This window comes from Streptomyces sp. A2-16 (assembly GCF_018128905.1).
In the GTDB taxonomy this organism is placed as follows: Bacteria; Actinomycetota; Actinomycetes; order Streptomycetales; family Streptomycetaceae; genus Streptomyces.
The window spans coordinates 9,149,114-9,169,460 of the sequence record NZ_CP063808.1 but is presented as its reverse complement, the minus strand read 5'-3'; the positions used below and the strand labels follow the sequence as shown (position 1 = coordinate 9,169,460).

Sequence of the window (20,347 nt, the reverse complement as noted above, 5' to 3'; positions counted from 1 at the left end):
GCGCAGGATCATGAGGCATGCCTCCCACAGCCTGGCACTCCACCGACGACCTCGACGCGTTCCTCGCCCGCGCCGGGGACTTCCTGCACTCCCGGCCGGACCTGCACACCGTCCTGCTCACCGTGACCGAGGGCCTGCGCACCCGCGGGCTCCACGCGTACGGCGACGAGGCCCCCTTCTTCGGGCTGCTGGAGGAGGACGGGAGCGTGCGCGGGGCCTGCTTCCGGACCCCGCCGTACCGGCTGTATCTCACACCCCTGACCCCCGCGCGGGCCGACTCCCTCGCCGCCCATCTGGCGGCCCTGGGCCGGACCCTGCCCGGGGTCAGTGCCGAGGCCGGGACCGCCGCCGAGTTCGCCGAGGCCTGGCGGCGGCACACCGGGGCTACAGCCGTGCCGTACCAGCGGCAGCGGCTGTACCGGCTCGACACGCTCACCGTCCCGCGGCCCGCGCCCGAGGGGCGGGCGCGGATCGCCGAGGAGGGCGACCGGGAGCTTCTGGTGCGCTGGTTCGCCGAGTTCAGCAGGGACATCGGCGAGAGCGACGGCGTGCGCGCCGAGTCCTGGGCCGACGCCCGCCTCGCCTACGGCGGCGTCACCCTCTGGGAGGCCCCCGACGGCAGCCCCGTCTCCATGGCCGGCCTCACCCCGCAGATCGCCGGCCAGATCCGGGTGGCGCCCGTCTACACCCCGGCCCCGCTGCGCGGCCGCGGGTATGCCGGTGCCGCCACCGCCGAGGTCAGCAGGCTCGCCCGGCAGCGGGGCGCCGACGAGGTGCTGCTCTTCACCGACCTGGCCAACTCCACCAGCAACGGCCTCTACCAGCGCATCGGTTACCGGCCGGTGGCGGACTTCGCGGTGTACGACTTTCAGGGCCAGAGCAGCTCCTGAGCCCAACCGCCTTCCGTGCGGCGGTAGGTGAGCCGTACGTGACGTCTGCGCTCGTCGCCCTGGAAGAACTCCACCTCGTCCGGAAGCAGGCGGTACAGCGTCCAGGACGGGACGGGCGCGCCGGGTTCCCGCTGCGCCCGCTCCCAGGCCGCCTCGGACGCCCGCGCCAACTCGTCGAGGGATCCCAGCACCTCGCTCTGCCGGCCGGTGAGCGCTGCGGCCAGCGCGCCGGTCGAGCGGGCGTGCAGATCGGCCTGCCCCTCCCCGGAGGGCGCGGCGGTCACCGGTCCCTTCACCCGCACCTGCCGGCCCAGCACCGGCCAGTAGAAACCGAGGGCGGCGTACGGCCGTTCGGCCAGGTGGGCGCCCTTGCGGCTGTGGGAGTGGCTCGCGAAGGCCCAGCCCTCCTCGTCCGCGCCGTGCAGCATCACGGTGCGGACGTCCGGCCGGCCCTCCGCGTCCGCCGTCGCGAGGGACATGGTGTGCGGCTCGGTCTGCCCGGCCGCCACCGCCTCCGCGAACCAGGCGGTGAACAGCTCCAGCGGGGTCGCGGGAGCCGCGGAGGGGTCGAAGGAGGGCAGGGAGGTGACCTGCGGGTCCCACACCCGCAGCGATCTGAGCAGCTCGTGAAGATCCGTTGCCATGCCTCAGACGGTACCGAGGTCGGAGGTCACCCACCTTTCGGGCCGCATCCGGATGATCACTGATTCGCCGTGGTTCTCGGAGGCGAACTTGACGTACCCCTCGACCTTCTCGGCCGGCAGGTACCGGGCGGAGATCTCCTGGAGGTGGGCCAGGGTGCCCGGGACGGTGTCGAGGACGGGGCCCTCGACGGACACGTACCGGATGGTGGGTTCGACGCGTTCCACCAGCAGGGAGAAGCGGCCGGCCGCCTCGATGAGCCGGTGCTTGCGGGACCCGGCGCCGGTCAGGATCCACAGGTCGCCGCCCGGTGCGTACTGGTACCAGATCGGCACGGCGAGCGGGGCGCGCCCCGCTCCCGCGTCGACCGCCAGCGCGGCGACATGCGGCTCGGCCAGGAACTGTTCACGTTGTTCGCGAGTCAGGGCCATACAGTGCAGGGTACTTCGGCGGCCGGACGGAGGAGATGCGGTGAATCGCTTGTCGGGTAAGGCAGTTGGCGCGGCCGTGGTCCTCCTCCTCGCGTCCCTGGTCGAGCGCCGCTACACCCAGCCCCGTTGGGAGGCCCGCATCCCCAGCTGGAATCTGCTCGCCGCACCCAGCCGCTCCTGGAGCTCGCTCACCCGCCGCCGCAGGGTCCGCAGACTCACCCCCAGATGGCGGGCCACCGCCTCGTCCTTCATTCCAGCCGCCAGCAGCCGGGTCAAGGTCCGCTCGCTCTCGGAGAGCTCACCGTCGTCGACCGCCTGGCCCAGCGGCGCAGCCTGCTGCCAGGCCAGTTCGAAGAGCTTCTGCAGGGCCTCGGTCACCGCCGAGTGCCACACCACGACGGCACAGTAGCCGCCGGCCGAGGAGGCGGTCAGCGGCAGCAACGCCCGGCATCCGTCGACCACCAGCAGCTTGAGCGGCACGGACGGCAACACCCGCGCCTGCTCGCCGAGTTCGACCATCTTGAAGGCGCGGGACAGGGTCTTCGGATCCTCCAGGCCGGTCGCCGAGTAGATCCCACGAGAGACGATCCCGCGGCTGAGGAGATCGGCCTGGAGGTCCACCTGTGGACCGGCCGGGGCGAGATACGGCGGTGTGTCGAAAAGGCACACCTCGTGCTCCGCGCGCGCGTACATCTCCTCCAGGCGGGCCGCGATGGCGCCCTCGCCGGAGGCCACCTCGACCAGCCGGGACGGCTCCTCGCGCAGCAGCCCCGCCTCGTACGCGGTCGCCATCTCCTCGGCGGTCGCGGCCAGCAGCTCGGACTCCGTCTCGCGCCGCCTGATCAGCGCGCGGATCGCCACCCGGGGGTCGACGGCGCGTAACCCGCCCATGGAGTCCGGTGGTTGCAGCAGCCCGAGCGTGAGCAGCCGGTTGCAGGCCTCGCGGACCAGGCCCGGGGAGGCGCCGGTCAGCAGCGCCCAGCCGGCCGCGCCGGCGTCGGGCTGGTTGAGGATGGCCTGGTACAGCACCTCGTCGAACGCGGAGACCCCCACCGCGGCCCAGGGGCTCGCGGCGGGGGTCTGCCCTGCCGTGTCGTACGCCGTGTTCACCATGGCTCGGCACGGTAGGCGACCTTTGTTAAGGCTGTTTGTACTGACCTCCGGCGCGTCGGCTTCGAGCCGTCCCCGTCGGCACCGCTACTTCAGTCCGAACGCCCGCAGCACGGTCTGATCGACCCCGTTGCCGCTCCTGTCGGCTGCCTGCACGCGCAGCGACACGAACCGGGCGCCCTTCGGGTGCTTGAGCTGCAGCTCGCCGTGTTTCACCTTCACCGCCTTCCAGGACGTGCCGTCGTCGTAGGAGACCCACGCCTTCAGGGCACCGGCCTTGACGCTGCCCGACTGGTCTCGTACGGAGACCCGGAGCTGCGACGTGTGCTTGCGGTCGGCGCGGTTGAGGAGGTCGAGCCCGGCCACGCCGTAGTCGACCGAGAGCAGCGGCAGCGCCGTCCGCTGGTCCGTGTGTGCCGAGGCGAAGGACCATTCGGTATGGGTGCCGGAGGAGTACGCGCCCCAGCCGGCCGTGCGCCGTGCGTCGAGCACGAGGCGGTAGGAGGCCTTCGCCGCCGGGACGTCGAAGGTGCCGAGTCCGCCCAGTTTGGTGTCGCCGACCAGCTGTCCGTCCGCGTACAGCTTGCCCTTCGCGGTGTCCTGGGCGTTGTCCACCGACCCGAAGTGCCCCGGCGTGGAGTCGCTCAACTCCGGTATCGCGAGGGTCAGTTTGTCGCCGGTGCGCTGGGAGAGGCCGTACTGCTCACTGGTCGCCGGGCGCACGATCTGGCGCAGCCAGTCCTCGGAGGGCACCTTGCCGGCCTTGTCAAAGGTCTGCACGGAATCCCACTGGGGCTTGGTCGCGTTCGCGTCGGGATGGACGGCGTGCCAGATCCGGCTGTCGGAGACGTTGTAGTACTCGGTGCGCTCCGTGCCGAGTTGCACGTTGTTGCTGGTCTCGATGTCGGCGCTCTGCCAGGGACGGTACCGGTACACGGAGTCCTTGCCGATCCGGCCGGCCCGGTCCCCGTGGTAGCGGACCGTCTGCCTCACGGTGTTGGAGCTGTTCAGGTCGTACGTCTGGTCGGCCGAGACGGCGCCCGGCTGCGGGAACATCACGGAGTACACGTACGGGCTGACCGCGGTGCCCGTCAGCTTCAGCTGGACCTTCTTCCCGCTCTTGAGCAGGGCGCCGAGCTTCGCGCCGTCCTCGCCGGTCGCGGTCATCAACGGGATGGACGCGCTCTTCACCCAGGAGATCCAGTAGCCGGGCGTCTCGTGGTAGGCGAGGACGTAACCGGCCCCGGCCGCGGTCGCGTTGGCCAGCGCCTCGTCCGCCGTCTTTCCGGCGCCCACCCGGACGACCGCCACCTTGCCCTTGACGTCGAGACCGTCGAAGTCGGCCGTGGCGCCGCTGCCCGCGTCCACCGCCCGGACCGTGCGGTCACCGCTGATCCGCACCGGGAAACCGGTGTCCGTCTGCGCGTAGTCGAGGGGCAGCGCGTACTTCTCGGGGCTGATGACGCTCGCCGTCAGCTCCTTGGCGTACAGACGGAACTTCGGGGAGAACTCGAACATGCCCTGGGTGACCTTCTCGGTGGGCGCCACGTAGACGTGGTCGGTCCACCAGCCCTGGCTGTAGGTCAGCCCCCATGCGCTGCCCGGGCCCTCCCGGTGCCAACTGGTGCTGAAGCCCTGGAACTCGGAGTCCTCCTTGGTCCTCGGCTTGATCTCGACCGCCTTGCGGGCGTCGAGGACGACCTCGGTGTTCCTGTCGACCCTGACCTCCGGATCGCCGACGATGGAGGTGTTGACCTCCAGTCCGGCCGCGTCCCGCTGGGAGATCCACGACGCCATGTTGTACGTGCCGGCCGGCACCTTGAACGTGTAGCCGCTGCCGAGGAACCCGTGGACGTCCGGATACGCGCCGTTCAGTTCCGAGAGCATGAAGATCGACGCCGAGGTGGACGGCTTGCCGTCCCGGCCCACCAGCGACACCTTCAGATCGTAGGTCTTGGCCAGCTTCTCGAAGCCGATGGCGGTGGTGACCCGGACGCCGTCGGCGCTCGCGGTGATGTGGCCCGTGTACCGGCCCGTCGCCTCCTCGGCGGGGTCGACCGTCACCCCCACGGTGGCGGTGCCCTTCGCCGGGACGGTCACGGTGTCCGCGTTCAGGGCGGCACCGGGCAGGGACGAGGCAACCTTCAACTCCACCGCCTTGTCGGTGGTGTTGGTGTAGGTGACGTCCTTGCTGTCGGCTTCGGCGTCGCTCTCCTCGTACGTGCCGAAACTCAGCGTCGGTGTCGCGAACACGCCCTGGTCGACGGCCCGTACCGCGTCGACCCGGCCGTCGCCCTGCTCGAACACGGAGTTGACGGTGTTCGTCCTCGCGGTGGTCGCCAGCGCCTGCTTGATCTGCTGTCCCGTCCAGTCCGGATGGGCCTGCGCGACCAGCGCGGCGGCGCCCGCGACATGCGGGGTCGCCATCGACGTACCGTTCGACGTCGTGTAGTAGTCGTCGACCGGCGTGCCCATGGTGGTGCCGGCCGCGCGGGCCGCGGTGATGGCCGCGCCCGGTGCGGTGATCTCCGGCTTGACCGCGTAGTCGCCGATACGGGGGCCCCGGCTGGAGAACGAGGCCAGCTTGTCGGACTTGTCGACCGCGCCGACCGTCAGCGCCGAGTCGGCGATGCCCGGAGTGCCGATGGTCTGCTCGGTCGGGCCGGAGTTGCCCGCCGCGATCACGAAGAGGGTGCCGGTGGACGCGGACAGCTCGTCGACGGTCTCGCTCAGCACGTCCGAGGGGCCGGACGCGTCACCGCCCAACGACATCGACACGATCTTCGCGCCGGAGTGCGCGGCCCACTCCATGCCCGCGATGATCCAGGAGTCCTGGCCGCGGCCGTCGTTGCCCAGCACCTTGCCGACCAGCAGCTCCGCGCCCGGCGCCACACCCTTGCGCCTGCCGTCCGAGGCCGCGCCCGAGCCGACGATCGTGGACGCCACATGGGTGCCGTGACCGTGGCCGTCCTGCACCGCCTGGCCCGGCACGAAGCTCGTCGACCCGGCGATCCTCCCGGCGAGATCCGGATGACCGGCGTCCACGCCCGTGTCCAGGACGGCGACCTTGACGCCCTTGCCGTCGTAGCCCGACTTCCACACCTCGGGCGCGCCGATCTGCGGCACGCTGACGTCGAGGGACGCCTCGACCTTGCCGTCGAGCCAGATCTTGTCGATCCCCTCGCCGAGCGTCTTCGCGGCCTTCGCCGTGGGCTCGGTGCCGAGCGCGGGGGCGATGTCGGCCCAGAAGGCGGGCGACTTCTTCGCGCTCAGCGCGGCGCCGTCGATCGTGGGCAGCGCGAGCGTCCGGCGCGCGCCCTCGGGGGTCGCGCTGCCCTTCGTGTACGTCGCGATCACCGGGGTGTCGCCGGTCCTCGTGTCGGCGTACCCCTGCTTCACCAGCTGGGTGACGTTGAAGAGGGCCGGGTCGAGACGGCCCGCGTTCACGAGCGGGATCGCGTCCGACGGCAGGACACTGACCTCGCCGTCCTTCTCGCTGGACAGGAAGGTGGCGGCCTCGCGGCCCTTGCCGCGCCGGACGTCGACGGCCTGCTTGCCGTCCGGTCCGGTGCTGAGGGACACGGTGTCACCGGTGATGAGGGTGACGGTCTGCGTACTCGTCGCACCGGTCCCGGTGCCGCTCCGCACGGGAGTGGATTCCGGTGCGGTGACCTGCGATCCGGGACCGGCCGCGGCGGGCGTGATCACGCCCGCGAGCAGTCCGGCCGCTCCTGCCACGGCCCAGAAGGCGTGGTGTCTTCGCATGGGTGGCGTCCTCCCCTGAACACTGACGACGCTTCCGGCCTGGTGAGCGGAAGCCAGTGATCAGAGTGGGCGCTGCGCCGAAACCGGCTCAAGGGATTCCTGTGGCCGAGGAGTGCCAATGCCCCCTTCGGCCACGGCAGTTGGCGGTCCACGTGGACCTTGCCGGCAAACGTGGGAGTCCCTCGATGACGGACCCTAACTGCCCAGCACCACCGTCCCCGACGAGCAGAACCAGCCCCCCGTCCCGGACGCCACCGCCAGCCCCGGCGCCGAGCCGTCCCGGCGCCGCACCTGCCGGGCCCCCGCCTCGCCGCGCAGCTGCCGTACGGCCTCCACCAGCAGGAACAGCCCCCGCATGCCGGGGTGCTGGGCGGACAGTCCGCCGCCGTCCGTGTTCACCGGCAGGTCCCCGCCCTCGACCCTGAGCCGCCCCTTCTCCACGAAGGAGCCGCCCTCGCCCTTGGCGCAGAAGCCGAGGTCCTCCAGCGTCACCAGTGTCATGTAGGTGAACGCGTCGTAGATCTCGGCGAGTTCGATCTCCTCGGGGCGCACCCCCGCCCGCTCGAAGGCCAGCCGTCCGCTCACCGCCGCCGGGGAGACCGTGAAGTCGGGCCACTCGGACATGCTGACGTGCGAGACGAACTCCCCGGTGCCGAGCACCCAGACGGGAGCGGTGCGGCAGTCCCGTGCGTACTCCTCGGCCACCAGCAGCACCGCCGCGCCCCCGTCGGAGCGCAGACAGCAGTGCAGCTTGGTGAAGGGGTCCGCGATCATCGGTCCGGACAGGACGTCGTCGACCGTGATCGGGTCCCGGAACATCGCCTCCGGGTTGAGCGCCGCGTTGGCCCGCGCCTGCACCGCGATCTCCGCCAGCTGCTCGATGGTCGTGCCGTGTTCGATCATGTGGCGGCGGGCCGCCATCGCGTACTTGGCGATCAGGGTGTGGCCGTAGGGCACCTCGAACTGGAGCGGGCCGCGGGCGCCGAAGGAGAGGGTTCCGGTGCGGCGGCCCTCCTTGATGTCGGCGCGGGCCGTGGAGCCGTAGACCAGCAGGACGGCGTTCGCGTGTCCGGCGGCGATCGCGTCGGCCGCGTGGGCCGCCATGACCTCCCAGGTGGAGCCGCCCACCGAGGTCGAGTCGACCCAGGTGGGGCGCAGGCCCAGGTACTCGGCGATCTCGGCGGGGGCGAGGGTGCCGGTGCCGGCCGAGGCCAGGCCGTCGACCAGTTCACGGTCCAGGCCCGCGTCGGCGAGGGCGCGGCGGGCGGCCTGGGCGTGCAGGGCGTAGGGGGTCGTGCCGTCCACGCGGCCGCAGTCGGCCAGGGCCACGCCGGTGATCGCGACTTTCCGGCTCCCTGGGGGCATGAAGGGCTCCTGCCTCTGGGCATCTGGTGCGGGCGCTCCTAATATGACGGACCGTCAGATCGGGAGGGAAGAGGAAGAGCCATGGACGCTCGCTTCACCGCCGAACAGGACGAGATCCGAAGCGCGTTGCGGGAACTGCTGCGGAGGCGGTGCGGACCCGAGGCCCTGCGGAGCGCGGTCGACACCCCGGCGGGCCACGACCCGGCACTGTGGACGGCCCTCGCCGAACAGCTGGGCCTGCCGGGGCTCGCGCTTCCCGAGGCGTACGGCGGTGTCGGGTGCTCGGTCACCGAACTGGCGCTGGCCTGCGAGGAGACCGGCCGGGTACTGGCGGGCTCGCCGCTGCTGGGCACGGCGGTACTGGCGGCCCCACTGGTGCTGGCCCTCGGCACGGACACGCAGCGCGCGGACCTGCTGCCCCGGATCGCCTCGGGCACCTTGACCGCGACCTTGGCGGCACCGCCGGGCGCGGCGCTGGGACTGACCGCCGACAACACCGGCGAGTGGGCCGGCGGAGGCCGCGCGGGCGGCGTCCAGGCCCGCCGCATCACCGCGGCCGACAGGGTCGCCGATCCGGGCCCCGGGTCCGCGGGACGGCCCTCCGTCCCCGGCTGGCGGCTCTACGGCCAGGTCGACCAGGTGCTCGACGGGCACAGCGCCGGGCTCCTCCTCGTCGCCGCGCATGCCGGAGGCTTCGCCCGCTCCCGCACCCTGCTCTTCCTCGTCCCCGGTGACGCCCCCGGGCTGGTGCGCACCCGGCAGACCGCCCTCGACGCCACTCGCCCCCAGGCCCGTGTCCAACTCCGGGACGTGGAGGCCGAACTGCTCGGCGACGACGGGGACGCCGTTCCCGGGGCCCTCGCCCGCGTGGGGGACACCGCCGCCGCCGTCCTGGCCTGTGAGGCCGTCGGGGCCGCCGACCGCGCGCTCGAGACGACCGTCGAGTACGTCAAGCAGCGGGAGCAGTTCGGGCGGCCGATCGGGTCCTTCCAGGCCGTCAAGCACCGGCTCGCCGATGTGTACGTCCAGCTCCAGGCGGCGCGCTCCGCGGCCTACTTCGCCGCCTGGGCCGCCGCCGGCGAGGAGCAGCGGGTCGGCGGGCTGGCCCTCGCCCAGGCCCTCGAGGCCCTGCGCACCGCCGCCGCCGAGGCGATCCAGCTGCACGGGGGCATCGGGTTCACCTGGGAGCACCAGGCGCAGCTGTACTTCAAACGGGCCGCCGGAGATGATCTGCTCTTCGGGCCGACGCACCGGCTGCGGGCACACGCCGCCGACACCGCGCGGCTCTTCTCACGGACGGAGGTGTCGGTGTGATCGGCGCGAGAGTGGTCCAGAAGGTGTCGTCCACGCGCGGCTTCGCCAAGGTGGCGCCCCATGTGATCCCGGCCCTGGACCGGGCCGTGCACCGGCTCACCCGGGGGAAGGTCCTGCTCAGCGCGCAGATGCTGCCGGGGGTGGTGCTCACCTCGACGGGTGCGCGGAGCGGGCTGGCCCGGCGGACCCCGCTCGCCTGCATGCCCGAGGAGGAGGGCCGTACCTGGATCCTCATCGGCTCCAACTTCGGCCGCGACGGTCATCCCGCCTGGACCGCCAACCTCCTCGCCCATCCCGAGGCCGAGGTCAGCTGGAAGGGCGCGGACATCCCGGTCACGGCGACCCTGCTGACGGGGGAGGAGCGGGCGGCCGTCTGGAAGACCGCGCTGGCGTTCTGGCCGCCGTACGCCACCTATCAGGCGCGGGTGGAGCGGGAGATCCGGCTCTTCAGGATCGCCCGGAGGTGATCCCGGACGCACGACGGGCGGCCGCCCACCGGTGTGGACAGCCGCCCGTCAGACAGGACTCGAACCGGGCCGTTACTTCGTCGGCTTCTTGCCGGTCACGCCGAGGTGCACCAACAGCGCCAGATTCGGCTTGAGTTCGGCCTGTTTGACGCCCCAGGTCTGGAAGCCCTTCTGGTGCGAGGCCACCGCCGCGAGCATCGCGACCAGCGAACCGGCCACCGCCGCCGGGTTGACGTCCTTGTCGACCCTGCCCTTGGACTGGAGCTCGGCGACCGCGTCCGCGAGGGAGTTGTTCACCGAATTGAGGATCTTCATGCGGATCTTGTAGAAGCGCTTGTCGCCCTCGGCGGCCCCGAGGTCGACCACGCGCAGGATGGCGTCGTTCCTGCGCCAGAACTCCAGGAAACCGTCCACGAGTTCCTGCGCGGTCTGCCAGCCCGCCTTGCCGACCCACGACCGGCCGTCGAGCAACTGTGTCAACTGGCCGCCCTCGGTGGCCATTTGCTCGGCGATCTCCAGTACGGCGCCCTCGACGTCGGGGAAGTACTGGTAGAAGGTCGCGGGTGAAGTGCCCGCCTTCCGGGCGACATCGATGACTTTGACGTCCCGGTAAGGGGAGGAGCTGAGCATCTCGCTGAGGCAGTCGAGCAGCTTCTGCCGGGTCGCCTGCCCACGCCGACCGGCCACACGGCCGTCGACGGTACGCACTTGTCCTGTCATGCCGTCAGCTTACCGAGGGGTGATCGGAGCGCGATTCGGCCGACTGCAAATGGGGTGCACGGGGTCCGGGAGGCGGGTGTGCCTGGTCCTGCGGGGTGCGTGCGTCGCCGTTACTTTGACGGTATGGCCGAAAACAGGGCATCCGCAGACGGAACGGGATACGGCGAGGGCGTCCCCTGCTGGGTGGACGCGCAGCTGCCCGACGTGGCCGCCGGGAAGCGGTTCTACGGTGAGCTCTTCGGGTGGACGTTCAAGGACGCCCACGGCGGTTCCGTGTGGGCCCACCACAAGGGCCGCCCCGTCGCCGCCCTCGCCCACAAGACGGACGGGCGGATGCCCACCGTGTGGACGGTGTACTTCTCCACCCCGGACATCGAGGGCCTCGCGGACCGGATCTGGGCGGCCGGCGGACAGGTCGTCACCGCGCCCGTGCCGGTGGGCGACCTGGGCGTCTCCGCGCTGGTCACCGACCCGGAGGGGGCCGTCTTCGCCCTGTGGGAGCCCGGCAGCCACCAGGGCTTCGGGGTCCGGCACGAGCCCGGCGCCTTCACCTGGGCGGAGCTGTACGCCCGGGACACCGAGGCCGCCAACACCTTCTACGGCGGACTCTTCCACGAGGCCCTGTTCGGCCCCGGTGCCCACCCCGACTTCGGCCGTGCCCCGGTCGCCAACGTCTTCCCCGCCGAGATGCCGCCCCACTTCCTCGTGCACTTCGGTGTCGAGGACTGTGAGGAGGCGCTCGGGACGGTCGGCCGGCTCGGCGGACGGGTCCAGGCGCCGCCATTCGAGACGTCGTACGGAAAAGTGGCCGTCGTCACCGACAATCAAGGGGCGTCGTTCGCCATCATGGAGCGGCCCGGGCGGTAGAAGGTGCCTGCTTTGATGTGAGACACCCCATTTGACCCCGGGTTCGCCACCAGGCCTCCGGCCAGGAAGAATCAGGGTCGCGTGCCGCCATGGCGGTGCGGTGGTGAGACGCTGCACGGGGTCGCGTACATATGTGGGTGGCGCGGCTTGTACGGGGAGGTGGCAGGCAGAGTGGTGGATCAGCTGACGCAGCACGATCCGCGCAGGATCGGGCCGTTCGAGGTACTGGGGCGGCTGGGTGCCGGCGGCATGGGGCTGGTCTATCTCGCGCGCTCGGCGTCGGGCCGGCGGGTGGCGATCAAGACGGTCCGCACGGAGCTCGCCGAGGACCAGCTCTTCCGCGTCCGCTTCACCCGCGAGGTGGAGGCGGCCCGGGCGGTCTCCGGCTTCTACACGGCGGCCGTGGTCGACGCAGACCCGCGCGCGGCCGTGCCGTGGCTGGCCACCGCGTACGTCCCCGCGCCCTCCCTCGAGGAGATAGTGAACGAGTGCGGGCCGCTCCCGGCCCAGGCGGTGCGCTGGTTCGCGGCGGGTGTCGCGGAGGCCCTGCAGTCCATCCATGGCGCCGGTCTCGTCCACCGCGACCTCAAGCCCTCCAACGTCCTCGTCGTGGAGGACGGCCCCCGGGTGATCGACTTCGGCATCGCGTCCGGGGTCTCGAACACCCGTTTGACGATGACCAACGTCGCCGTCGGGACCCCCGCCTACATGTCCCCCGAGCAGGCGAAGGACTCCCGCAGCGTCACCGGCGCCAGCGACGTCTTCTCGCTCGGCTCCATGCTGGTCTTCGCCGCCACCGGCCACCCGCCCTTCCACGGCGCCAACCCGGTCGAGACGGTGTTCATGCTGCTCCGCGAGGGCCCCGACCTCGAAGGCCTCCCGGACGAGCTGCGGCCGCTCATCGAGTCCTGCATGCAGATGGAGGCCACCGCCCGCCCCAACCCGGCCGACCTCCAGGCCCAGCTGGCACCCCACCTCTTCGGCTCCGGCTCCGACGACAGCGGTACGGCCTCGGCGTGGCTGCCCGAGAAGGCCGTGGCCCTCATCGAGACGCGGCGCGGCGGACGCCCGGCGCCCACCCAGACCGGCGGTGCCCGCAGCGGCGGGGGCCGCCCCGCCGCCGTACCGCCGCCGCCCTCCTACGATCCGGCGCCGCCCGCCCCCGCGCCCGTCGGCGCCCCCGACACCGGCCCCGTGCGCCTCGCCGGCGCGCAGGTGCCCATCGGGCCCGGACCGCGCGTCGCCGACGCCCGGGCCGCCGCCGTGAAGGCGCCCCCGCCCGAGGCCGGCCTGGTCGCCTCCTGGTCCCGGCCGCGTCCCGGTGTCAACGGCACCGACGCCGCCGTGGGCCCTGCCGTACCGGCGCCCCCGCCCGCGCCGCCGGAGACCGCGACCGGCTGGCGCCCCTGGCGTTTCCGCATGTCCAACGACGTGTGGGGCACCCCGGCCGTCGCCGGGGACCTCGTCTACGTGACCTCCTTCGAGGTGCACGCCCTGGACGTCGGCACCGGTCGCCGCCGCTTCAAGACACGGGACGTGGCCTGGTCGATGGCGGTCGCGGACGGCCGTATCCACGCCTCCGACGGCCCCACCCTCTTCGCCCTCGACGCCCGCGAGGGCGCCGACCAGTGGCGGCTGAACACCGACGCCTGGGTGTACTCCCTCAAGGCCGAGCGCGGCACCGTCATCACCGGCACGCGCGGCGGCGGCGTCCAGGCGTGGGAGGCCTCCAACGGGCAGAAGCTCTGGGAGATCGCCGGCTGCCAGACCGACTTCGAGTCCCCGGAGGCGGGCCCCGCGCTCCACGAGGGCACCGTCTACGTCTGGCAGGAGGGCCGCCTGCGCGCCCTGGACGCCCGCACCGGCGAGGAGCGCTGGGCGTTCCCCATCGGTGACGCGGCCTCCTGCGGCGGGGTGCCGGTCCGGGTGGCCCAGGCCCACGACGGGTTCGTGTACATCTCGGCCGGGACGCGCGTCATGGCCCTGGACGTGGCGAGCGGACGGGTGCGCTGGCACTTCGAGGCTCCCGCGGTCTTCCTGTGCCCGCCGACCTTCGTGCCGGGCGCGGCCGTGACCGGCGGCGGGGTGTACCTCGCCGACTACCTCGGCACGGTGTACGCCCTCGACGCGACCGACGGCCGCGACCGCTGGCGCATCGCCACCGAGGCCCGGGCCTCGGTCGAGCCGGTGCTGGTGGCCGGGGGCCATGTGCACGTGGGCAGCGGCAAGGGCCTGTACACGCTGGACGCCGTCACCGGCACGCCCAAGTGGCGGTTCCAGGCGGGCGGCGACATCGTGGGGGCGCCGGCGGTCGCCGAGGGCCGTATCCACTTCGGGTCCACCGACCATCTGCTCTACACCCTGAAGGCCGACGACGGCCGTCTGCGGTGGAAGCTCGCGACCGGCGGGGAGATCACCGGCTCACCGGTGGTCAGGGACGGGGTCGTGTACGCGTGCAGCAAGGACCGGTGCGTGTACGCCCTGGACGCGGAGAAGGGGACGGGGACGGCCCGGGCCACCTGAGCCGGGTGTCGGTGCCGCCCATTAGAGTGATCGCATGCATTCACGGGGGCGTGTTCTCAGATTCACTGCGGTCATGGCGACGGTGGTGCTCGCGCTGACGGGCTTCTCCAGCGGCCACAAGAGCAGCGGGCGGCACAAGAGCAGCCACAGGGACAGTGACGGCGGCGGGGGGTGCAGCAGCTCCAGCCAGGACCACGACAGCTACACGCCGTCCCGCACCACCGGCACCCGCCGCGCCTCGGCGCTCCGGGACGGCACAGCGGTGCTGGTGAGCTGTGCGACGAAGGCGACCCCGTACGCGACGGTCGAGGTCACCAACCCGAACAGCCGCCAGGCCGCCTTCGAGGTCGAGTTCGCCTTCGACGACGCGTCCGGCACGGCGCTGAGCTCGCAGACCAGGCAGATCACGGTGCCCGCGAAAGGCACGGCGAACCTCCAGGTGAAGGCGGGCGCCGCCGTCCTGGCGAAGCTCGACCACTGCCGGGTCGCACCGGAAGCCGACGTGACGAACTGACCGTCAGCCCCGCAGCCCCGTCAGGAACTCCACCAGCGCCGCGTTCACCTCGTCCGGCCGTTCCTGCTGGGTCCAGTGGCCGCAGCCCGGCAGGAGGACCGGGTCGCGGACCAGGTTGGGCATCAGCCGCGGGAGCGCCTCGATGAGTTCCGGGGTGCCCGGGAACGCCGGGACCAGGTCGCGGTCGCCGTACACGTAGAGCGCGGGCGGGGTGACCCGCGCGCCGTGCCAGGGCGCCGTCAGTTCCCAGTTGCGGTCCAGGTTGCGGTACCAGTTGAGGGCGCCGGTGAACCCCTTGGCGTAGCTTCCGGCGAGCTCGTCGAGGTCGGCCTCGGTGAGCCAGGCGGGGAGCACCTCGGGGTCGGGCATGTCGGCGAGCCAGCCGCGGTCCGGGTCGGTCACCAGAGCCTGCTCGTAGCGCCCGCCGCCCTCGCCGTCGCCCGAGGCGCCGACCAGCAGCCTGCGCAGGGCGGAGCGGGGGTCCGCGCCGAACTCGGCGTCGGCGACCCCGGGCCGCTCGAAGTAGTTCCAGTAGAAGTGGCCGTCGAACCGTTCGCGCATGGTCACGAGCGGGGGCCGCTCGCCCCGGAACGGCGGCGGCACGCTCAGCCCGGCGACCCCGCGCACCACATCGGGCCGGAACAGCGCGGTGTGCCAGGCGACCGGCGCTCCCCAGTCGTGCCCGACGACGAACGCCGTCTCCTCGCCCAGCGCGTGGACCAGCCCGACGACGTCCCCGACCAGGTGGAGGATGCTGTACGCCGACACGTCCTCGGGGTGGTCGCCGGCGCCGTATCCGCGCTGGTCCGGCGCGACCGCCCGGAACCCGGCGGCGGCCAGCGGGCCGAACTGGTGGCGCCAGGAGTGCCAGGACTCCGGGAAACCGTGCAGCAGCACGACGAGCGGCCCCTCGCCCTCCTCCGCGATGTGCAGCCGTATGCCGTTCACGTCGACCATGCGATGTTCAACCATGGGGGTGAGCATACGCCTGTATAGGGCACCTACATTGCTAACGCAATCGGAACTCGGGCCGGCGTGAACGGAACAGTTCCGTCTGCCGCTCCGGGGGGAGATTCCCGAGCGCGACGAGGTGGGGTGCCTGCGCGAACCCCCGCTGCACGGCCGCCTCCTTGGCCGCCCAGAGCGCGCGCACCGTGCCCTGCACCCCTTGTGCCGGATACCCGGCGATGACCGACGCGGCGGCGGTCGCGGCCGTCAACGCCCCGCCGGGCCCGGTGAGTTCGGTGACCAGCCCGATGGCGTGGGCGCGCTCGGCGGAGAGCCGTTCCGCCGTCCCCATGAGTGCCGTCCGGGCGGCCTCGCCGTGCGGCATGAGCTGTGCCATGAGCACCGACTCGTAGGCGCTGACCATGCCGTACGTGGTGTGCGGGTCGAAGAAGGTCGCGGCCGGGTCGGCGACGAGGAAGTCGCTCTCGCCGAGGAGATAGAAGGCACCCCCGCAGGCCATCCCGTTCACCGCCGCGATGACCGGCTTCCAGAGGTTGCAGGACTTCGGCCCCACGTGCAGCAGCGGATCGTCCGCCATGTAGGGGGAGTCGGGCTGCGGTACGTCCGTGTCCCGGTCCAGGCCGGTGCAGAAGGCCCGCTCCCCGGCCCCGGTCAGCACCACGGCCCGTACGGTGTCGTCGAACCGCAACTCCCGCCAGGCCGACACGAGTTCGTCCCGCAGGGCGAGGTCGATGGCGTTGAGCCGGTGCGGCCGGTCGAGGGTGACGACCGCGACGCCGGTGTCCTTGTCGGCGGCGACCCGCAGCCCGGTCACGACAGCACCCACTGCGGCAGCCCGTCGGAGAACACCACGTGCACCCGGGCACCGATCCGGATCCGGCCCGGATCGAACGAGTCGAGCCGCGCCCCGGCCGCGCCGACCAGGTTCCCGACCAGCCGTATCCGCGGGGCCTCCTCCAGCTCGACCACGATCACGTTGTACGGCGCCTGCGCCGCGTAGTCGGGCAGGAGGGGCGGGTGGGGGACGACGTAGGACCAGACCCGGCCGCGCCCGGAGACCGGGCGCCACTCGGACCCGAAGGACTGGCAGTGCGGGCAGCAGGGTCGGGGCGGGAAGCGGAGTTCGCCGCAGTCGGCGCAGGCCTGGACGCGCAGTTCGCCCCGGGCCGCGTACTGCCAGAAGGGGGCGCCCGTGGCGTCCTTCACCGGTTCGAGCATGTCAGCTCCTGTTGGTCAGCAGCAGGGCGGAGGTGGGGACGCCCTCGCCGGCGGTGACGAGGCAGGTGGCGGCGTCCGGGACCTGGGCGGTGCTGGTCCCGCGCAGTTGCCGCACGCCCTCGTCGATGAGGTTGAAGCCGTGCACGTAGGCCTCGGAGAGCCCGCCCCCGCCGGTGTTGATCGGCAGCCGTCCGCCGATCTCCAGGGCCCCCTGCTCGGTGAACGCGCCGCCCTCGCCGCGCCCGCAGAAGCCGTAGCCCTCCAGGGAGAGCGGGACGAGGGAGGTGAACGCGTCGTAGATCTGGGCCACGTCGACGTCCTGCGGGGTGAAGTCGGCGTGCTTCCACAGGTGCCGGGCGGCGGTCCAGGCGGGGCCGGTGAGCGGGTCGTCGTTCCAGTAGTTGACCATGCCGTGGTGCTGGGCGGGCAGGCCCTGGGCGGCGGAGTGGACGTAGACGGGGGTGGCGGGGCAGTCGCGGGCCCGCTCCCTGCTGACGACCACGCAGGCCAACGCCCCGTCCGTCTCGAGGCAGTTGTCGAAGAGGCACAGCGGCTCGCTGATCCAGCGGGAGGTCATGTACATCTCGCGGGTCAGCGGGCGCTCGTACATGATCGCGGCGGGGTTCTGGTTGGCGCGGTTGCGGCAGGCCAGGGCGACGTTGAAGAGGTGGTCGCGGGTGGCGCCGTACTCGTGCATGTAGCGGCGGGTGAGCATGGCGATCTCGTCGGCGGGCCGGAGCAGGCCGAAGGGTCTCGTCCACTGGGCGGGGGTGGGGAGTTGGACGGTGGTGTTGGTCCAGGGGCGGGGGCCGGAGCCCCGCTTGCGTGAGCGCCAGGCGACCCCGACCGTGGCCTGTCCGCTCGCTATCGCCGCCGCGAGGTGGGCGACCGTCGCGCAGGAACCGCCGCCGCCGTAGCCGATCCTGCTGAAGAAGGTGAGGTCGCCGAAGCCGACGGCCTTCGCGAGCTCGACCTCGTCCGTCTCCTCCATGGTGTACGAGGCCAGGGCGTCGACCTCGCCGGGGGCGATCCCGGCGTCGTCGAGGGCGGCGAGAACGGCCCGGCAGGCCAGGGTCCTCTCGTCCTCGGCGAGGTGTTTGGCGAAGGGGGTCCGTCCGATACCGACGATCGCCGTGGCGTCCTTGAGGGTCACGCTGCACGCACCTCCGCACACTGTGAGGCCTGCTGACAGCCCGTCAGGCTACAGCTAATCTGACGGGTAGTCAGCTAATGCGTTTCCGCTTTCGGGGAGGCCGATGTGAAGTGGCGCAGCATCCCGGAGCTGGTCGGCTGGGCCGCGCGGCGGTACGCCGCCACGGAGGCGGTGGTGGAGGGCCGCAACCGGATCACGTTCGAGGAGCTGGGCGCCCGCGTGGAGCGGGCGGCCGCCGCGTGCGTCGCCAACGACGTACGGCCGGGGGACCGGGTGGCCGTCTGGGCCCCCAACTCCCTGGACTGGATGGTCTCGGCACTGGGAGCGGTGTCGGCGGGGGCGGTCCTGGTGCCCCTCAACACCCGCTTCAAGGGCACCGAGGCCGCGGACGTGCTGCGCCGGAGCGGGACCCGGCTGCTGTTCGTCACCGGCACCTTCCTGGGCACCTCGTACGTGGCGTCCCTGCGCCGGGCGGTCGCGGAGGGGCCGGGACTGCCGGACCTGGAGCAGGTGGTGGTGCTGTCGGACGACGCCCCCGCCGACTACCGCACCTGGAAGGACTTCCTGGCGAGCGGCGACGGGGTGGGGGAGGCCGAGGTGCGGGCGCGGGCCTCGGCCGTCGAGGGGTCCTGGCCGTCCGACATCGTCTTCACGTCCGGCACGACCGGCCGTCCCAAGGGCGCGGTGATCACCCACGAGCAGACGTTACGGGCGTACGAGGTCTGGTGCGAGCTGGCCGGGTTGCGACAGGGCGACCGCTACCTCATCGTCAACCCCTTCTTCCACACCTTCGGTTACAAGGCCGGGGTGATCGCCTGTCTGATGCGCGGGGCGACGATGATCCCGCAGCCGGTGTTCGACGTGGACACCGTGCTGGCGAACATCGCGGCGGAGCGGGTCTCGGTGCTGCCGGGCCCGCCCACCCTCCACCAGTCGCTCCTGGACCACCCGGCGCGGTCCTCCCACGACCTGTCGGCGCTGCGGCTGGTGGTCACGGGCGCGGCCGTGGTTCCACTGAGGCTGGTCGAGCAACTGCACGGCGAGCTGGGTGTGGAGACCGTCCTGACCGCGTACGGCCTCTCGGAGGCGAGCGGCATCGTGACGATGTGCCGGCGCGGCGACCCGCTGCCGGTGATCGCGTCGACGTCCGGGCGGGCGATCCCGGGGACGGAGGTGCGGGTCGAGGCGCCGCCCGGGGAGCCCGGTGAGGTCCTGGTCCGCGGCTTCAACGTGATGCGCGGCTACTACGAGGACGAGGCCGCCACCGCGGAGGCGGTGACGGAGGACGGCTGGCTGCGCACGGGCGACGTCGGAGTCCTGGACGCCGCCGGGAACCTCCGCATCACCGACCGCCTGAAGGACATGTTCATCGTCGGCGGCTTCAACGCGTACCCGGCGGAGATAGAGCAACTCCTCGGGCTGCACCCGGCGGTGGCCGACGTGGCGGTGATCGGCGTGCCCGACGCACGGCTCGGCGAGGTCGGCAAGGCGTACGTGGTCCGGCGCCCGGGCTCGGTCCTGACCGGCGACGACCTGATCGCGTGGGCGCGCCGGGAGATGGCGAACTACAAGGTGCCCAGGACGGTGGAGTTCGTGGCCCGACTGCCCAGGAACGCGAGCGGGAAGGTGGTCAAGGGCGAGCTGCGGCGGCCCTGAACGACCGGCCCCGGACACGCCTCGGCCGCGACGGCTCCCCCTCCGCGCCGCCGCGGCCGATCCCCGTGTCCGGAAAGTCCTTGTCAGGCCTTCTCGTCCGTGGCGTGGTTGTCGAGCGGCTTGACCGTGCCGTCCGTCGTGCCGGCGGCCAGGGTGACGACCTTCTCGGCGCCGGTGGCGTGGTTGTCGAGCGGCTTGACCTCGTCCTCGGTGCCCGTGGCGTGGTTGTCGAGCGGCTTGACCGTGCCGTCCTGCTTCTCGGTTGCACTCATGGGTGGTGACTCTCCCGTTCCGGTGATGGGCGCTGTCCACCCGGCGGCTCCCCCGAGGGCCGCCGGGCGGACTTGTCAGGGTCGGTAACCCTAGCGATGGGGACCACCGCTGACCCGTCTGCCCCCCGACGCGACGGATCGACACCAGGAGCTTCCCGCGCCGCGATAAACGAACGATGAACGCCTGCCCGGTACGTGTGCCGCACGCGGGTGCGGGCCGTGGATCCCGGCATGGGGATCCCGGCATCGGCACCGGCCGGACGACCACCGCCGACAGGGCCGGAAGGCAAGTTGCCCGGGCCCGCCCGTGGTGGTCCGGGCCGTGCCGCACGGCGGTTCGTGGCGGTGCGGACCGTTGCCGTGGGCGACGCCCGCTCGTCCGGACCGTCCCTCGGTCGCCCGTGGTGGTCGGCTGCCGGTGTGGCGCGCCGGTCGACGACGCTCCCCGTCGGTCCGCGCCGGTCGACGACG

Annotated in this window: 18 protein-coding genes; 7 read left to right on the top strand and 11 right to left on the bottom strand. The window is 72.3% G+C overall.

The genetic code is table 11. From position 1 onward, the window contains the following. The first annotated feature begins 17 nt into the window (after positions 1–17). Positions 18–890 carry a GNAT family N-acetyltransferase gene (locus IOD14_RS41075; RefSeq protein WP_212672926.1) on the top strand — a complete coding sequence of 291 codons (873 nt, stop codon included), beginning with the start codon at positions 18–20 and terminating at the stop codon, positions 888–890. Here the strand turns inward: IOD14_RS41075 and IOD14_RS41070 are convergent. From IOD14_RS41070 to IOD14_RS41050, 5 genes are all read right to left on the bottom strand, one after another. Further along, positions 869–1,534: a pyridoxal 5'-phosphate synthase gene (locus IOD14_RS41070; protein WP_212672925.1), complete on the bottom strand. Its 666-nt coding sequence runs from the start codon at positions 1,532–1,534 to the stop codon at positions 869–871. The two genes, IOD14_RS41075 and IOD14_RS41070, sit on opposite strands and share 22 nt — an antisense overlap. Positions 1,535–1,537: 3 nt before the next feature. Beyond that, entirely contained in the window at positions 1,538–1,963 is a 426-nt protein-coding gene (locus tag IOD14_RS41065; RefSeq protein ID WP_123989971.1) for a pyridoxamine 5'-phosphate oxidase family protein, read from the bottom strand. A 111-nt stretch (positions 1,964–2,074) separates the two neighbouring features. Further along, positions 2,075–3,076: a helix-turn-helix transcriptional regulator gene (locus tag IOD14_RS41060; protein ID WP_212672924.1), complete on the bottom strand. Its 1,002-nt coding sequence runs from the start codon at positions 3,074–3,076 to the stop codon at positions 2,075–2,077. Positions 3,077–3,160: 84 nt separating this feature from the next. After that, a complete protein-coding gene (locus IOD14_RS41055) occupies positions 3,161–6,838 on the bottom strand; it encodes a S8 family serine peptidase (protein ID WP_212672923.1) in 3,678 nt (1,225 codons plus the stop codon). Between the two features lie 195 nt (positions 6,839–7,033). Next, positions 7,034–8,203, bottom strand: a complete 1,170-nt coding sequence (locus tag IOD14_RS41050) for an acetyl-CoA acetyltransferase (protein WP_212672922.1) — start codon at positions 8,201–8,203, stop codon at positions 7,034–7,036. Between the two features lie 81 nt (positions 8,204–8,284). Between IOD14_RS41050 and IOD14_RS41045 the strand changes: the two genes are divergently transcribed. Continuing rightward, entirely contained in the window at positions 8,285–9,517 is a 1,233-nt protein-coding gene (locus IOD14_RS41045; RefSeq protein WP_212672921.1) for an acyl-CoA dehydrogenase family protein, read from the top strand. After that, positions 9,514–9,984 (top strand): nitroreductase/quinone reductase family protein, encoded by a 471-nt coding sequence (locus tag IOD14_RS41040; RefSeq protein ID WP_212672920.1) that lies wholly within the window; start codon positions 9,514–9,516, stop codon positions 9,982–9,984. The genes IOD14_RS41045 and IOD14_RS41040 overlap by 4 nt, the downstream gene beginning before the upstream one ends. Before the next feature lie 72 nt (positions 9,985–10,056). On the opposite strand, the gene IOD14_RS41035 is transcribed toward IOD14_RS41040, so the two are convergent. Then, positions 10,057–10,692 carry a TetR family transcriptional regulator gene (locus tag IOD14_RS41035; RefSeq protein ID WP_123992705.1) on the bottom strand — a complete coding sequence of 212 codons (636 nt, stop codon included), beginning with the start codon at positions 10,690–10,692 and terminating at the stop codon, positions 10,057–10,059. A gap of 135 nt (positions 10,693–10,827) precedes the next feature. Between IOD14_RS41035 and IOD14_RS41030 the strand changes: the two genes are divergently transcribed. The 3 genes from IOD14_RS41030 to IOD14_RS41020 all read left to right on the top strand — a co-directional run bounded on the left by IOD14_RS41030 (position 10,828) and on the right by IOD14_RS41020 (position 14,608). After that, a complete protein-coding gene (locus tag IOD14_RS41030) occupies positions 10,828–11,571 on the top strand; it encodes a VOC family protein (RefSeq protein WP_212672919.1) in 744 nt (247 codons plus the stop codon). A 171-nt stretch (positions 11,572–11,742) separates the two neighbouring features. After that, positions 11,743–14,094: a serine/threonine-protein kinase gene (locus tag IOD14_RS41025; protein WP_212672918.1), complete on the top strand. Its 2,352-nt coding sequence runs from the start codon at positions 11,743–11,745 to the stop codon at positions 14,092–14,094. Positions 14,095–14,167: 73 nt separating this feature from the next. After that, entirely contained in the window at positions 14,168–14,608 is a 441-nt protein-coding gene (locus IOD14_RS41020; RefSeq protein WP_249126194.1) for a hypothetical protein, read from the top strand. Positions 14,609–14,611: 3 nt separating this feature from the next. Here IOD14_RS41020 and IOD14_RS41015 read toward each other — a convergent pair whose 3' ends face one another. Genes IOD14_RS41015 through IOD14_RS41000 form a run of 4 tightly spaced genes read right to left on the bottom strand, consistent with a single transcriptional unit; the run spans position 14,612 to position 17,948 of the window. Then, on the bottom strand, positions 14,612–15,580 hold the full coding sequence (locus IOD14_RS41015) for an alpha/beta hydrolase (RefSeq protein WP_212672916.1): 969 nt from the start codon (positions 15,578–15,580) through the stop codon (positions 14,612–14,614). Between the two features lie 37 nt (positions 15,581–15,617). Further along, entirely contained in the window at positions 15,618–16,403 is a 786-nt protein-coding gene (locus IOD14_RS41010) for an enoyl-CoA hydratase/isomerase family protein (RefSeq protein ID WP_212672915.1), read from the bottom strand. Further along, the gene (locus IOD14_RS41005) at positions 16,388–16,795 is read right to left on the bottom strand and encodes a Zn-ribbon domain-containing OB-fold protein (protein WP_123989960.1); all 408 of its coding nucleotides are present in this window, start codon (positions 16,793–16,795) and stop codon (positions 16,388–16,390) included. The genes IOD14_RS41010 and IOD14_RS41005 overlap by 16 nt, the downstream gene beginning before the upstream one ends. Position 16,796: 1 nt before the next feature. Further along, positions 16,797–17,948, bottom strand: a complete 1,152-nt coding sequence (locus tag IOD14_RS41000) for a lipid-transfer protein (RefSeq protein WP_123989959.1) — start codon at positions 17,946–17,948, stop codon at positions 16,797–16,799. A gap of 105 nt (positions 17,949–18,053) precedes the next feature. Between IOD14_RS41000 and IOD14_RS40995 the strand changes: the two genes are divergently transcribed. After that, positions 18,054–19,604, top strand: coding sequence for a FadD3 family acyl-CoA ligase (locus IOD14_RS40995; RefSeq protein ID WP_212672914.1), 1,551 nt, complete (start codon positions 18,054–18,056; stop codon positions 19,602–19,604). 83 nt (positions 19,605–19,687) lie between these two features. Here IOD14_RS40995 and IOD14_RS40990 read toward each other — a convergent pair whose 3' ends face one another. Further along, positions 19,688–19,876, bottom strand: coding sequence for a hypothetical protein (locus IOD14_RS40990; protein ID WP_123989957.1), 189 nt, complete (start codon positions 19,874–19,876; stop codon positions 19,688–19,690). Positions 19,877–20,347: the final 471 nt, after the last annotated feature.

Coding starts and splice junctions, on each gene's coding strand:
- IOD14_RS40990 (WP_123989957.1), bottom strand. CDS start 19,876: ATGAGTGCAACCGAGAAGCAGGACGGCACGGTCAAGCCGCTCGACAAC.
- IOD14_RS41005 (WP_123989960.1), bottom strand. CDS start 16,795: ATGCTCGAACCGGTGAAGGACGCCACGGGCGCCCCCTTCTGGCAGTAC.
- IOD14_RS41050 (WP_212672922.1), bottom strand. CDS start 8,203: ATGCCCCCAGGGAGCCGGAAAGTCGCGATCACCGGCGTGGCCCTGGCC.
- IOD14_RS41060 (WP_212672924.1), bottom strand. CDS start 3,076: ATGGTGAACACGGCGTACGACACGGCAGGGCAGACCCCCGCCGCGAGC.
- IOD14_RS41030 (WP_212672919.1), top strand. CDS start 10,828: ATGGCCGAAAACAGGGCATCCGCAGACGGAACGGGATACGGCGAGGGC.
- IOD14_RS41055 (WP_212672923.1), bottom strand. CDS start 6,838: ATGCGAAGACACCACGCCTTCTGGGCCGTGGCAGGAGCGGCCGGACTG.
- IOD14_RS41065 (WP_123989971.1), bottom strand. CDS start 1,963: ATGGCCCTGACTCGCGAACAACGTGAACAGTTCCTGGCCGAGCCGCAT.
- IOD14_RS41020 (WP_249126194.1), top strand. CDS start 14,168: ATGGCGACGGTGGTGCTCGCGCTGACGGGCTTCTCCAGCGGCCACAAG.
- IOD14_RS41070 (WP_212672925.1), bottom strand. CDS start 1,534: ATGGCAACGGATCTTCACGAGCTGCTCAGATCGCTGCGGGTGTGGGAC.
- IOD14_RS41045 (WP_212672921.1), top strand. CDS start 8,285: ATGGACGCTCGCTTCACCGCCGAACAGGACGAGATCCGAAGCGCGTTG.
- IOD14_RS41015 (WP_212672916.1), bottom strand. CDS start 15,580: ATGGTTGAACATCGCATGGTCGACGTGAACGGCATACGGCTGCACATC.
- IOD14_RS41075 (WP_212672926.1), top strand. CDS start 18: ATGCCTCCCACAGCCTGGCACTCCACCGACGACCTCGACGCGTTCCTC.